Source organism: Sulfuritalea hydrogenivorans sk43H (assembly GCF_000828635.1).
In the GTDB taxonomy this organism is placed as follows: domain Bacteria; phylum Pseudomonadota; class Gammaproteobacteria; order Burkholderiales; family Rhodocyclaceae; genus Sulfuritalea; species Sulfuritalea hydrogenivorans.
This window is the reverse complement of the sequence record NZ_AP012547.1, coordinates 1,062,914-1,077,311: the sequence shown is the minus strand read 5'-3', so window position 1 is coordinate 1,077,311 and position 14,398 is coordinate 1,062,914. Positions and strand designations below refer to the sequence as shown.

Genomic DNA, 14,398 nt, shown 5'->3' with positions numbered 1-14,398 from the left:
AACATCCCGTGATGGGATTGTCGACACCGTCACCCTCCGGGGAGCGCACCAGCCGCTGGCGCTGGCTGTGGATATTGCCACGGCTGGCCTTCATCCTGTTCGTCGGTGGCGTCGCCCTCCTGCTCTGGACATCCGACCGTGCCGACAAGGAGGAGCGGCGCGCCACGCTGATCAGCGACATGCTGTGGCTGGAACAGAACCTTCGTTTCCATTTGACCCGCAATGAGGAGTTGCTTGGGCGTATCGACCTGGCCCATACGACGAATGCGGCAGGCTTTGAGTCTTTCGCCCGCACCATGTTCGGCTTCGAGAGCGGATTGCGTCAATTGATCTGGCTTGATGCGGACGGAACCGTACGACTCGCACATCCGATCACCATGGATCCCAGTCTGGTTGGCGATGCCGGAGAGGCCGTTCCCTCCCGCCAGAGCTTCCTTCTGGCGCGGTCACTGGGAAAGCCCGTGTATGGAAAGGCGTATCCGTACTTCACCAATGACTGGCAGTTCGAGGTGCACGTTCCGGTATCGCGGGAAGGCCGGGTTGTCGGTGTCGCCGTAGGCGTCTACCGAATCCGGGACCTTCTCGGCGACAGCGTGCCGTGGTGGCTGGCGGAACGTTACCGGATCAGCATCGTGGAGGACTCGGGCAAGGTCCTTGGAACGCGTTCCAAAGTCGAGTCGGCGGTTACCGACGAAGGCTATCAAGTCGGCTTCGATCCGCCCGGTTGGGGTTTGGCCCTCCACGCGGTGCCCTACCACGCGCCACGCCCCGTGGCCAGCATACTGCTCTCAGCCAGCCTGATCGTGCTTGCAATGGTCGTGCTATGGAGCCTGTGGATTCTTCGTCGCCATGCGGTGCGCCGCCAAGCTGTCGAGGAGCAATTGCGGCAGGAGTACGCCTTTCGCAAGGCCATGGAAGACTCCCTCGACACCGGCATGCGTGCCAGGAACCTGGACGGGGAAATCATCTACGTCAATCCGGCCTTCTGTCGCATGGTTGGCTGGCCGGCAGCAGAACTGATCGGTCGTCGTCCGCCGATGCCGTACTGGGCAGACGACCATCTCGATGAAACCCGAGCCATTCATGATCGCGTACTCGCCGGAGAAGGGCCGGGAGAAGGTTTTGAACTGAAGTTCAAGCGCCGCAATGGGGAGGTAATTGACGTGCTGATTCATGAAGCACCGTTGATCGACGCTCATGGAAAGCATTTCGGCTGGATGGGATCGATGGTGGATATCACCGAGCGAAAACAGGCGAGTGAACGCGCACGCCAGCAACAGGATCACCTGCAATCCACGGCACGTCTTGTCGCCATGGGTGAAATGGCCTCAAGCATTGCACATGAGCTGAACCAGCCGCTGGCTGCAATCTCCAGCTACTGCACAGGCGCGGCGAACATGCTGCGCAACGACAGCCCGCCGGCAGAGGTAGTCCCGGCGCTGGACAAGGCGGTGGAACAGGCGAAGCGCGCAGGGCAAGTGATTCGCCGTATCTACAGCCTTGCTCGCCACAGCAATGATCGTTTCGAATTGATTTCGCTTGGGGAGCACATTGACGCAGCCCTGGCTTTGATGGAAACCGATATCCGCAACAGGGGCATCCGCATCAATCTTGACATCCAGGCGCAAGCCCTGATCGAAGGGGATCCGGTGCTGCTTGAACAGGCACTTTTCAACCTCTTTCGAAACGCGGTGGAATCAATGCGCGATACGGCGCCAGACCAACGCCAAATCAGTGTTGCGCTTGCGTGTGCCGACCACTATGCCCGACTGACGATTGCCGACCAGGGTTGCGGGATTGACGCCAGCGTCGCCGACAAGCTGTTTGATCCGCTGTTCACGACAAAGGCTGAAGGCATGGGCATGGGGCTGGCAATCTGTCGTTCGGTCGTGGAAAATCATCGCGGCCGCCTCTCGTTTGAGGCCAACCCGGAAGGGGGAACGATGTTCCATATTTTGCTGCCTCTGGCTGCCACATGAGCGGTACTACTACCCACATTGTCGACGACGATCCGGCGGTCCGCGACGCATTGAAATGGTTGCTGCAGTCACGTGATGTTGAATCACGGACATGGGAATCCGCCCAGGAGTTTCTCGCCTTCGCCAGTCGAGACCTGTGCGGCTGCCTGTTGCTGGATGTACGGATGCCGGGAATGAGTGGCATCGAGTTGTTCGATCGGCTGCGTGCGCTGCAATGCCGACTGCCGGTCATATTTCTGACAGGGCACGGCGACGTTCCAATGGCGGTCCAGGCCCTGAAGGACGGGGCCTTCGACTTCATCGAAAAGCCCTATGACGACAATGCGCTCGTAGACAAAATTCTGGCCGCCGTCGATCAAGACAACAAGCGGAGCATCAGGGAAAACTCGATCCGTTTGCTGGAGCAAAAAGTGGCACAACTGACACACCGCGAGCAGGAAGTCATGCAACGGATTCTGGCCGGGAAATTGAACAAGGTTATCGCCGATGAACTTGGAATTGCGATGCGGACCGTCGAGGTCCATCGCTCCCACATTTTCGAGAAGATGCAGGTCCGCTCGGCTGTCGAGCTGTCGCAAGCGATCAGCCCGTTGGGAAACAAGCCGCCAAACTAATCCTGCCTCTTGAAATGAAGATGGCCGGCCTTGCACCAGAGGGAATACCGCGCCAGATCGATACGCGGATGCCTGTCGTTCCCGGTAGTACGCAGTTGGCGAACGAACTCATTGAGACGGCATTCGTCAGGCGGCTGAACCTGATGCCAGGTCAGCATGGCTCGCAACAGATTTCTGGAGCGGGTGTCCGGCAAATCGCGAAACAGCCCCAATGACATTGGAAACTCTGGAGGGCTGCCGCGCAGGTCCAGGGAGGCCAGGTCTTCAAGCAATGAGTCCACTTCACTGAAGCGTGAGGCTGCAGCAGCAAGCTGCTGGCCTGCCTTGGGGAAGCGCGAGGCGATCAGCGGAAAAACCTTGTGCCGCAGGAAGTTTCGCGTGTATCGGCAATCGGCATTGCTCTCATCCTCGACCCATGCCAATCGGTGGAATTCTGCATACGCCTGCAGCGCGTCACGTGGCAAGCCCAACAGCGGGCGCAATACCCGCCCCCGTGATTCCGGCATTGCCGCAGCTCCGCGCACGCCCGCTCCGCGCAGCAGGTTATGCAGAACGGTTTCCGCCTGGTCGCCGGCGTGGTGTGCAAGAAGAATCCAGTCGGCCGAATGACCGGCAAGCGCTTGGTGACGCACGTTTCGAGCCGCCGCCTCGACTCCTTCGCCAGTTGTTATCGGGACATCCACGCGGAGTACTTCCAGCGGAACCTCCAACTGCTTGCAGACCCGTTGGCAGGCGTCCGCCCAGGCATCGGCATTCGTGCTCAATCCATGATGAACATGCAGGGCCGAAAGCTCGATGGCCGATTCCTTCGCCTGGCAGGCCGCAGCGTGAAGCAGGGCCGAGGAATCGAGCCCGCCCGAAAAGCCGACGACGACGGACTGGCCCGGCCTTGTATAGCGCAGAAAACAGGCCGCAACAGCCTGCAAAACGGGCTCAGTGAATGGTTTGTTCCTTGAACCGGCCATAACTCATCAGACGCTCGAAGCGCCGCTCGATGAGCTCGCTTGTCGACAAGCCGGCAAGTTGCTTGAGTGCCTCTTGCAGGGACTTCTTCACACTCTGCGCCATCGCACGATGGTCACGATGCGCGCCTCCAACCGGCTCGTTGATGATGCGGTCGATCAATCCAAGCGACTTGAGACGAGGTGCAGTAATACCCATGGTTTCGGCCGCATCACCTGCCCGCTCGGCGCTTTTCCACAGAATCGATGCACAGCCCTCAGGCGAAATTACGGAATAGGTCGAGTATTGAAGCATCGCTACGACATCGGCAACCGCAATCGCCAAGGCGCCGCCTGATCCACCCTCTCCGATCACGGTGGCGATCAACGGTACTTTGAGCTCCGTCATGACCGCCAGATTGCGTCCAATCGCTTCCGACTGTCCGCGCTCTTCGGCATCGATACCAGGATAAGCCCCGGGCGTATCGACAAAGGTAAAGACAGGGAGTCCGAACTTTTCCGCCAATCGCATCAAGCGCAGGGCCTTTCGATATCCCTCGGGCCGCGGCATGCCGAAATTCCGATGGATTTTCTCTTTGGTATCCCGCCCTTTCTGGTGACCGATCACCATGCATGACTGCCCATTGAACCGGGCCAAGCCGCCAACGATGGCGTGGTCGTCGGCATAGTTGCGATCGCCGTGAAGTTCCTCGAAGTCGGTAAACACCAACCCAAGGTAGTCCAAAGTATACGGCCGCTGCGGGTGCCGGGCAACCAGAGCACATTGCCATGGAGTGAGCTTGGCGTAAATCTCCTTGGTCAGGCTCTGACTCTTTGCGTCCAGACGGGAGATTTCCTCCGATATGTCGACTGCGGAATCATCCTGCACGAAGCGCAGCTGCTCGATCTTCGCCTCAAGTTCCGCGATAGGCTGTTCGAATTCAAGAAAGCTTGTTTTCATGAACGCATTTTAGCAGTCAGCCGTGGCATCTAGCCAATCCGGGCCACCGTCCCGCGATCGCCGATTTTATGTCCGCCCGTAAAAGCCAAACCCCTCCGCCGGCAATCCGGGGGAGGGGTTTCAAGGGGGAGTCTGGCGCTGACCTACTTTCTCACACGGTGAAGTGCAATATCATCGGCGCGGTCCCGTTTCACGGTCCTGTTCGGGATGGGAAGGGGTGGTACCAAGACGCTATGGGCACCAGACTTGAAGGGGGTGCTTCGGGGTGGCGCGACCTGTTGAGGGGCGTTGGGCCGGAGCACATGATTCGGGAGAAGTAAGTGTTGGGTGGTGATTGTGTTGTCTTTGGTTGTTCTATACAGGAACTGAAGTTCACTGTTATAGGGTCAAGCCGCACGGGCAATTAGTATCAGTTAGCTTAACGCATTGCTGCGCTTCCACACCTGACCTATCAACGTCCTGGTCTTGGACGACCCTTCAGGGGGGTTGAACCCCCGGGAAATCTCATCTTGAGGCGAGTTTCACGCTTAGATGCTTTCAGCGTTTATCTCTTCCGGATTTAGCTACCCGGCGATGCCACTGGCGTGACAACCGGTACACCAGAGATCCGTCCACTCCGGTCCTCTCGTACTAGGAGCAGGCCCCCTCAAATTTCCAGCGCCCACGGCAGATAGGGACCAAACTGTCTCACGACGTTTTAAACCCAGCTCACGTACCACTTTAAATGGCGAACAGCCATACCCTTGGGACCGGCTACAGCCCCAGGATGTGATGAGCCGACATCGAGGTGCCAAACTCCGCCGTCGATATGAACTCTTGGGCGGAATCAGCCTGTTATCCCCAGAGTACCTTTTATCCGTTGAGCGATGGCCCTTCCATACAGAACCACCGGATCACTATGACCTGCTTTCGCACCTGCTCGACTTGTGGGTCTCGCAGTCAAGCCTTCTTTTGCCATTGCACTATGAGCACGATGTCCGACCGTGCTTAGAAGACCTTCGTACTCCTCCGTTACTCTTTGGGAGGAGACCGCCCCAGTCAAACTGCCTGCCATGCACGGTCCCCGATCCGGATTCACGGACCAAGGTTAGAACCTCAACGACACCAGGGTGGTATTTCAAGGTTGGCTCCGCGCGATCTGGCGACCACGCCTCACAGCCTCCCACCTATCCTACACAAGTCCCGTCAAAGTCCAATGCAAAGCTACAGTAAAGGTTCATGGGGTCTTTCCGTCTAGCCGCGGGTAGATTGCATCTTCACAAACATTTCAACTTCGCTGAGTCTCAGGAGGAGACAGTGTGGCCATCATTACGCCATTCGTGCAGGTCGGAACTTACCCGACAAGGAATTTCGCTACCTTAGGACCGTTATAGTTACGGCCGCCGTTTACCGGGGCTTCGATCAAGAGCTTGCACCCCATCACTTAACCTTCCGGCACCGGGCAGGCGTCACACCCTATACGTCGGCTTTCGCCTTTGCAGAGTGCTGTGTTTTTATTAAACAGTTGCAGCCACCGATTCTCTGCGACCTCATCACGCTCCACCCGCGAGGGGCTTCACGCTACCGAGGCATACCTTCTCCCGAAGTTACGGTATCAATTTGCCGAGTTCCTTCTCCTGAGTTCTCTCAAGCGCCTTAGAATTTTCATCCTGCCCACCTGTGTCGGTTTGCGGTACGGTCAATCTGTAACTGAAGCTTAGAGGCTTTTCCTGGAAGCAGGGTATCACTCACTTCAGAACCGAAGTTCCTCGTCATCACGCCTCGACTAAGCCGCACGGATTTGCCTATGCAGCACGCCTACACGCTTAAACCGGGACGTCCAACACCCGGCTGAGCTAACCTTCTCCGTCCCCCCATCGCATTACAGATCGGTACGGGAATATTGACCCGTTTCCCATCGACTACGCCTTTCGGCCTCGCCTTAGGGGCCGACTCACCCTGCGCCGATGAACGTTGCGCAGGAAACCTTGGGCTTTCGGCGAGGGTGCTTTTCACACCCTTTATCGCTACTCATGTCAGCATTCGCACTTCTGATATCTCCAGCATGGTTTACACCACACCTTCGCAGACCTACAGAACGCTCCCCTACCATGTGCTTACGCACATCCGCAGCTTCGGTGCATGGTTTGAGCCCCGTTACATCTTCCGCGCAGGACGACTCGATCAGTGAGCTATTACGCTTTCTTTGAAGGATGGCTGCTTCTAAGCCAACTTCCTGACTGTCTATGCCTTCCCACTTCGTTTTCCACTTAACCATGGCTTGGGGACCTTAGCTGGCGGTCTGGGTTGTTTCCCTCTTGACGATGGACGTTAGCACCCACCGTCTGTCTCCCAGGCTCGCACTTCGCGGTATTCGGAGTTTGCTATGGCGGAGTAGATCGCAATGACCCCTCCAACCATTACAGTGCTCTACCCCCGCGAGTGATACCTGAGGCGCTACCTAAATAGCTTTCGGGGAGAACCAGCTATTTCCAGATTTGTTTAGCCTTTCACCCCTACCCACAGCTCATCCCCTAATTTTTCAACATTAGTGGGTTCGGACCTCCAGTACCTGTTACGGCACCTTCATCCTGGCCATGGGTAGATCATCTGGTTTCGGGTCTACGCCCTGCAACTAAAGCGCCCTTATCAGACTCGCTTTCGCTACGCCTCCCCTATTCGGTTAAGCTCGCTACAGAACGTAAGTCGCTGACCCATTATACAAAAGGTACGCAGTCACCCCTCCTTTAATGGCCCTCTCTCCGAACTGCCAAGAGGTCCATTTCACTCCTCCCTTCGAACTTTTGCCGCCGTCGCTACGCGTCGACGTCAAAGCCCTCGAAGGCCATTAAAGGAGGGGCTCCCACTGTTTGTATGCATGCGGTTTCAGGATCTATTTCACTCCCCTCCCGGGGTTCTTTTCGCCTTTCCCTCACGGTACTGGTTCACTATCGGTCGATTACGAGTATTTAGCCTTGGAGGATGGTCCCCCCATCTTCAGACAGGATTTCACGTGTCCCGCCCTACTTGTCGCAAACTTAGTCTCGCTACTTTGTTTTCGCGTACGGGGCTATCACCCACTACGGCCGCACTTTCCAGAGCGTTCCACTAACAAAATAGTTATCTCTTGCAGGCTGGTCCCTGTTCGCTCGCCACTACTTAGGGAATCTCGGTTGATTTCTGTTCCTCCGGCTACTTAGATGTTTCAGTTCGCCGGGTTCGCTTCCACTGACCTATGTATTCAGTCAGGGATACTCCTTGCGGAGTGGGTTTCCCCATTCGGACATCTGCGGATCAAAGCTTGTTTGCCAGCTCCCCGCAGCTTTTCGCAGGCTACAACGTCCTTCATCGCCTGTAATCGCCAAGGCATCCACCACATGCACTTAGTCACTTGACCCTATAACATTGAACTCCGGTTCCCCGAAATCCTCCTCTACAGGAAGCAACCAAAGTATTACTTTTTCAGACCCCCGCGCCGGTTCAAAGGACGGGAGTCGTGAAGATACAATCACAACCCATGTGCCACCCCTTCCAGGGTGACACAACCTTACTTCTTCCGAATTTTTAAAGATCCAACAACCGAAACAGTAAAAACTGTTATTCAAATCGCTTCCATCGAAGCTGACTTGAATAACGGCTTTTGTTCTTGGTGGAGGATGACGGGATCGAACCGACGACCCCCTGCTTGCAAAGCAGGTGCTCTCCCAGCTGAGCTAATCCCCCTTTTTGCGGCGCAGTACGCACTGCAAAAGCCTCATCACCCCTAGCGGCCACATTGGTCTGCGAGAATCAAGCAGGACAAGGCGGAACCTCGCGCCGCATACGCATTGGTATGCAAGCGAGGCGACAACGCCGTCATGCGCCGGTTATCGCAGACCAATGGTGGGTCTGGATGGGTTCGAACCATCGACCCCCGCCTTATCAAGACGGTGCTCTAACCAGCTGAGCTACAGACCCGCTGTTGGGTTCTAAACAACCGATAGGTTGTAGGTGCTCACCACGCCTTTGCTCTAGAAAGGAGGTGATCCAGCCGCACCTTCCGATACGGCTACCTTGTTACGACTTCACCCCAGTCATGAATCCCACCGTGGTAAGCGCCCTCCTTGCGGTTAGACTACCTACTTCTGGTGGAACCCACTCCCATGGTGTGACGGGCGGTGTGTACAAGACCCGGGAACGTATTCACCGTGACATGCTGATCCACGATTACTAGCGATTCCGACTTCACGCAGTCGAGTTGCAGACTGCGATCCGGACTACGATCGGCTTTGTGGGATTGGCTCCCCCTCGCGGGTTGGCAACCCTCTGTACCGACCATTGTATGACGTGTGAAGCCCTACCCATAAGGGCCATGAGGACTTGACGTCATCCCCACCTTCCTCCGGTTTGTCACCGGCAGTCTCATTAAAGTGCCCAACTGAATGATGGCAATTAATGACAAGGGTTGCGCTCGTTGCGGGACTTAACCCAACATCTCACGACACGAGCTGACGACAGCCATGCAGCACCTGTGTTCAGGTTCCCTTTCGGGCACATCCGCCTCTCAGCAGACTTCCTGACATGTCAAGGGTAGGTAAGGTTTTTCGCGTTGCATCGAATTAATCCACATCATCCACCGCTTGTGCGGGTCCCCGTCAATTCCTTTGAGTTTTAATCTTGCGACCGTACTCCCCAGGCGGCGAACTTCACGCGTTAGCTGCGGTACTAAGAAAGTCTCCTTCCCCAACACCTAGTTCGCATCGTTTAGGGCGTGGACTACCAGGGTATCTAATCCTGTTTGCTCCCCACGCTTTCGTGCATGAGCGTCAGTGTTGACCCAGGGGGCTGCCTTCGCCATCGGTGTTCCTCCACATCTCTACGCATTTCACTGCTACACGTGGAATTCCACCCCCCTCTGCCACACTCGAGTCCCACAGTCACAAACGCAGTTCCCAGGTTAAGCCCGGGGATTTCACATCTGTCTTATGGAACCGCCTGCGCACGCTTTACGCCCAGTAATTCCGATTAACGCTCGCACCCTACGTATTACCGCGGCTGCTGGCACGTAGTTAGCCGGTGCTTCTTCTTCAGGTACCGTCATTAGTAGCCCGTATTAAGGACCACCGTTTCGTTCCTGCCGAAAGAGCTTTACAACCCGAAGGCCTTCTTCACTCACGCGGAATGGCTGGATCAGGGTTGCCCCCATTGTCCAAAATTCCCCACTGCTGCCTCCCGTAGGAGTCTGGACCGTGTCTCAGTTCCAGTGTGGCTGGTCGTCCTCTCAGACCAGCTACGGATCGTCGCCTTGGTGAGCCTTTACCCCACCAACTAGCTAATCCGATATCGGCCGCTCCCATCGCGCGAGGCCTTACGGTCCCCCGCTTTCACCCTCAGGTCGTATGCGGTATTAGCACAACTTTCGCTGTGTTATCCCCCACGACGGGGTACGTTCCGATATGTTACTCACCCGTTCGCCGCTCGCCGCCAGGGTTGCCCCCGCGCTGCCGCTCGACTTGCATGTGTAAAGCATTCCGCCAGCGTTCAATTTGAGCCAGGATCAAACTCTTCAGTTCAATCTGTCTTTTTTACTACTCGCTCAAACGAATCTCAGAGGCTAAATTTGCATTTAACCTTACTGTTTGTTTCGTGTAAGCACTTGCTTTTAATACTCTTAGCATCCAGCAGCAGCAGATCCTTCACGCAACCCTTCCGGATTACCCTCAGAACTCAACCCTCGTCTTTCGACTCCGGTCAGCCACCGTCCCTTCGATTTCGGAACGACAGCCCACCACCACCTCCAGCACAGCAAGCACCTACACCTATCGGTTGTTTGGTTTTTAAAGAACTTCCGCCTTCCTTCAGCGGCTCCGCAATCAGCAGAGAAACGAGATTATAGGGACGCATTTCCCTTGTGTAAACCCCTCCGCTGTTTTTTCTTTCGACTTCCGCAAAAAATCTTCTTCTCGCGGGCATCGTAGAATCCTCCGCCATGATTCCGTACGCACTGATTCGGCCGCTCCTTTTCTCGCTTGACGCCGAGCGAGCCCATGAATTGACGCTCAAGCTTCTGGCCATAGGCGACTCGCTCTGGTTGCACAACTTGCCGCCAGAAAAGACGGCGCCGGTCGAAGTGATGGGACTCCATTTCCCCAACCGCGTCGGGCTGGCAGCCGGCCTCGACAAAAATGGAACCGCCCTTGATGGCTTGAGCCGTCTCGGCTTCGGCTTTTTGGAAGTGGGCACGGTCACCCCGCGCCCGCAACCGGGCAATCCCAAACCCCGCCTGTTCCGGCTCCCCGAACAACAGGCCATCATCAACCGCATGGGCTTCAACAATGCCGGGATCGACGCATTGCGCGAACGCCTGGCACAGGTCCGCTACCGGGGAATTCTCGGGATCAACATCGGGAAAAATTTCGATACGCCCATCGAGCAGGCGGTCGACGATTACCTGATCTGCCTCGACAAAGCCTACCTCCCGGCCAGCTACATCACGGTCAACATATCGTCGCCCAATACCAAGAACCTGCGCCAGTTGCAGGGGGCATCCGAACTCGATGCCCTGCTGGCCGCCCTGAAATCCCGCCAGACCACACTATCCGACCAGCACGGCAAGTACGTTCCGCTGGCGCTGAAGATCGCGCCCGATCTCGATGAAAGCCAGATCGTCAACATCGCCGACGTCCTTCGCCGGCACCGGATCGACGCCGTGATTGCGACCAATACCACGCTTGGCCGCGAAGGTGTCGAAACGTCGCCGCTCGCAAACGAGGCTGGCGGACTTTCCGGCAGCCCGCTGTTTGAGAAATCCACTGCCGTGATCCGCAGCCTTGCCCATGCTCTTGGTGGGGAATTGCCCATCATTGCCGCCGGAGGGATTACCAGCGGCGAACGGGCGCGCGCCAAACTGGATGCGGGCGCGGCGCTGGTGCAAATCTACAGCGGCCTGATCTACAGCGGCCCGCAGCTTGTCGCCGAATGCATCGAAGCTACCCACACCTGAGCGTGGCAGCTACAATTTGTCGACTTGCGCAAATACCATTAAAAGCGAGATAATTTGATCTCCACCAATTGTTGCGGAGCTGTCGCGGCTTTCCGCGCATCATGACCAGTTACCTCTTCGTTGTTCTCGGCGCCGTCCTCGTCAATAACGTCGTCTTCGTCCGCATTCTTGGCTTGTGCCCCTTCATGGGCGTTTCCAAGAAGCTCGAAACCGCTGTTGGCATGGGAGCGGCGACGACCTTCGTCCTGACCATGGCCTGCGGCGCCAGCTATGTCATCGATCGCTGGCTGCTGATACCCAATCAGCTCGAATACCTGCGCACGCTGTCCTTCATCGTCACGATCGCCGCGATCGTGCAACTGACGGAACTGGTGATCCAGAAGACCAGTCCGCTGCTGCACCAGGTGCTCGGCATCTACCTGCCGCTGATCACCACCAATTGCGCCGTGCTCGGCATTCCACTGCTCAATGTGAGCCTGCGCCACAACTTCCTCGAATCCCTGCTGTTCGGCTTCGGCAGTGCGGTCGGATTCACGCTGGCGCTGATCCTCTTCGCCGGCATTCGCGAGCGCCTCGAAGCGGCCGATGTTCCAATTCACTTTCGCGGCACGGCCATTGCCATGATCACTGCGGGCCTGATGAGCCTTGCATTCATGGGCTTCGCTGGCCTGGACAAGTACAAGTAAAGATGTTCGAGGCAATTCTGGTCATGGCGCTGGGCGCCGTCGTGCTGGGCGCCGCACTCGGTTATGCCGCGGTGCGCTTTCGCGTCGAAGGCGATCCGCTGGTCGACAAGATCGATGCCATCCTGCCGCAGACGCAATGCGGCCAGTGCGGCTTCCCCGGCTGCAAACCTTACGCACAGGCCATCGCCAAGGGCGAGGCCGACATCAACTGCTGTCCGCCGGGGGGCGACGAAGGCATCCACAAGCTTGCCGACCTCCTCGGCCGCGAGTTCAAGTCGCTTTCCGCCGAACACGGGATTGAGAAACCGAAGTCGGTCGCGGTCATCGACGAACAAAGCTGCATCGGTTGCACGCTGTGCATCCAGGCCTGCCCGGTCGATGCCATCGTCGGCGCCGCGAAGCAGATGCATACCATCGTCGCCCCGCAATGCACCGGCTGCGAACTGTGCCTGCCGCCTTGCCCGGTCGATTGCATATCCATGCAGCCGATTGCCGAGAGCGTGGAAACCTGGAAGTGGAAATACCCCGTGGTCAAGATCACTCCGGCGCAAAAGGAGGCGGCATGACCGCCCTCCAGCGACTGTTCAAGTTTCACGGCGGTGTCAAGCCGGCCTACAACAAGGAAGCATCGACCGGGCTGCCGATCGCCGTGGCGCCAACGTCGACCCGGCTGGTGATCCCGCTGCACCAGAGCATCGGCGGCATGCCGCGCCCCATGGTCGCGGCGGGAGAACGCGTGCTCAAGGGCCAGCGCATCGGCGGCGCCGACGGCAACGTGTCGTCCGCCGTGCATGCCTCGACCTCGGGCACCGTGGTCGCCGTCGAAATGCGCCTGATGCCGCATACCTCGGGGCTGTCGGCGCTGTGCGTGGTGATCGAGCCGGACGGCCGCGACGAATGGATTCCGCGCCAGCCCTTCGACTTCCGCAGCGCAACGCCGACGCAAACCCGCGACTACCTGCGCGACGCGGGTGTCGTCGGCCTGGGCGGAGCGGTGTTCCCGAGCTATCTCAAGCTCAATCCCGGAAAGCAGGGCAAGCTCGATACCCTGGTCCTGAACGGCGCCGAATGCGAGCCCTTCATTACCTGCGACGACCTGCTGATGCGCGAGCGCGCCGCGACCATCCTCGACGGCGCCGCGATCATGCGCGAGATGCTCGCCGCCGGGCAAGTGCTGATCGGCATCGAAGACAACAAGCCGGAAGCCATCGCCGCGATGGAAATCGCCGCCCGGGCGGCAAACGCAGCCGCGAGGGAGGACGCGTTCAAAGTGGTGTCGGTGCCGACGCGCTATCCGGCGGGCGGCGCCAAGCAGCTGATGCGGGTGTTGACCGGCATCGAGGTGCCGCACGGAAAACGCTCCACGGACTATGGCCTGCAATGCTTCAATGTCGGCACGGCCTATGCCATTTACGAGGCGATTGCGCTCGGCCAGCCGCTGATCTCGCGCATCGTCACCGTGGCCGGCAATGTCGGAAAGGCACGAAACTATGAAGTGCTGCTCGGCACCCCGATGCGCGACATCATCGCCCTCTGCGGACCGCTGCCGGACAGCGACCGCGTGATCATGGGCGGCCCGATGATGGGCCTGCTGATGCCGGATGACAGCGTGCCGGTGGTCAAGGCCGCAAACTGCGTGCTGGTCGGGTCGAAGAAGCTGTTCCCGCCGCCGCCGCCCGAGATGCCCTGCATCCGCTGCGGCGAATGCGCCAAGGCCTGCCCGAGCGACCTGCAACCTTTCGAAATGTACTGGTTCTCGCGGGCAAAAATCTTCGGCAAGGCGCAGGAGTACAACCTGTTCGACTGCATCGAATGCGGCTGCTGTGCCTATGTCTGCCCCTCGCGCATTCCGCTGGTCGATTACTACCGCTTCGCCAAGAGCGAAATCTGGGCGCGCGAAACCGAGAAGGAAGCCGCCGACGTTGCGCGCGAGCGCTACGAATTCCGCCTGCTGCGCGAAGAACGCGAGAAGCAGGAGAAAGCCGCCAAGCTCGCGGCCAAGACCGCCGCCGGGCGCGAAAAGGCCGCCGTGGCGCTGGCCGAAGCCGAGAAGCCGGCCGTCACGCCGGAGCAGGATGCGAAGAAAGCGCTCATCGCGGCGGCCCTTGAGCGGGCCCGCGCGCAGAAGGAGCAGGCGCATCCCGAGAACGTCAGCAACCTGACCCCCGAACAGCAGGCCGAAATCGCCGCCATCGAGGCGCGCCGCGCCGAAATCCGCGAAATGGCCAAGCCGCATCTGCGGCAGGACGACTAGAC

8 protein-coding genes, 2 tRNA genes and 3 rRNA genes are annotated in these 14,398 nt (G+C 58.2%); 6 read left to right on the top strand and 7 right to left on the bottom strand.

Annotation, left to right across the window (positions count from 1 at the left end):
* The first annotated feature begins 11 nt into the window (after positions 1-11).
* Together SUTH_RS05215 and SUTH_RS05210 are read left to right on the top strand one after the other, a co-directional pair.
* A complete protein-coding gene (locus SUTH_RS05215; RefSeq protein WP_052473281.1) occupies positions 12-1,979 on the top strand; it encodes a PAS domain S-box protein in 1,968 nt (655 codons plus the stop codon).
* On the top strand, positions 1,976-2,593 hold the full coding sequence (locus tag SUTH_RS05210; RefSeq protein WP_041097604.1) for a response regulator transcription factor: 618 nt from the start codon (positions 1,976-1,978) through the stop codon (positions 2,591-2,593). Before SUTH_RS05215 ends, SUTH_RS05210 begins: the two co-directional genes overlap by 4 nt.
* Here the strand turns inward: SUTH_RS05210 and tilS are convergent.
* The 7 genes from tilS to SUTH_RS05175 form a co-directional block, all read right to left on the bottom strand.
* A complete protein-coding gene (gene tilS / locus SUTH_RS05205) occupies positions 2,590-3,519 on the bottom strand; it encodes a tRNA lysidine(34) synthetase TilS (RefSeq protein WP_052473280.1) in 930 nt (309 codons plus the stop codon). The genes SUTH_RS05210 and tilS overlap by 4 nt on opposite strands.
* A 7-nt stretch (positions 3,520-3,526) precedes the next feature.
* Positions 3,527-4,495: an acetyl-CoA carboxylase carboxyltransferase subunit alpha gene (locus SUTH_RS05200; protein ID WP_041097602.1), complete on the bottom strand. Its 969-nt coding sequence runs from the start codon at positions 4,493-4,495 to the stop codon at positions 3,527-3,529.
* A gap of 130 nt (positions 4,496-4,625) precedes the next feature.
* Positions 4,626-4,740 (bottom strand): 5S ribosomal RNA (rrf, locus tag SUTH_RS05195).
* A gap of 137 nt (positions 4,741-4,877) precedes the next feature.
* Positions 4,878-7,871: ribosomal RNA gene (locus SUTH_RS05190) — 23S ribosomal RNA — on the bottom strand.
* Positions 7,872-8,121: 250 nt separating this feature from the next.
* Positions 8,122-8,197, bottom strand: a tRNA-Ala gene (locus SUTH_RS05185).
* Positions 8,198-8,354: 157 nt separating this feature from the next.
* A tRNA-Ile gene (locus SUTH_RS05180) sits at positions 8,355-8,431 on the bottom strand.
* A gap of 57 nt (positions 8,432-8,488) precedes the next feature.
* Positions 8,489-10,026, bottom strand: a 16S ribosomal RNA gene (locus SUTH_RS05175).
* Together the 16S, 23S and 5S rRNA genes with 2 tRNA genes alongside form the textbook arrangement of a ribosomal RNA operon.
* A 416-nt stretch (positions 10,027-10,442) precedes the next feature.
* Between SUTH_RS05175 and SUTH_RS05170 the strand changes: the two genes are divergently transcribed.
* From SUTH_RS05170 to rsxC, 4 genes are all read left to right on the top strand, one after another.
* Positions 10,443-11,456: a quinone-dependent dihydroorotate dehydrogenase gene (locus SUTH_RS05170; protein WP_408054957.1), complete on the top strand. Its 1,014-nt coding sequence runs from the start codon at positions 10,443-10,445 to the stop codon at positions 11,454-11,456.
* Positions 11,457-11,557: 101 nt separating this feature from the next.
* On the top strand, positions 11,558-12,142 hold the full coding sequence (rsxA, locus tag SUTH_RS05165; RefSeq protein ID WP_041097601.1) for an electron transport complex subunit RsxA: 585 nt from the start codon (positions 11,558-11,560) through the stop codon (positions 12,140-12,142).
* A 2-nt stretch (positions 12,143-12,144) separates the two neighbouring features.
* Positions 12,145-12,708 carry an electron transport complex subunit RsxB gene (rsxB, locus tag SUTH_RS05160; protein WP_041097599.1) on the top strand — a complete coding sequence of 188 codons (564 nt, stop codon included), beginning with the start codon at positions 12,145-12,147 and terminating at the stop codon, positions 12,706-12,708.
* Complete coding sequence (rsxC, locus tag SUTH_RS05155) at positions 12,705-14,396, top strand: electron transport complex subunit RsxC (protein ID WP_041097597.1); 1,692 nt, start codon at positions 12,705-12,707, stop codon at positions 14,394-14,396. Before rsxB ends, rsxC begins: the two co-directional genes overlap by 4 nt.
* Positions 14,397-14,398: the final 2 nt, after the last annotated feature.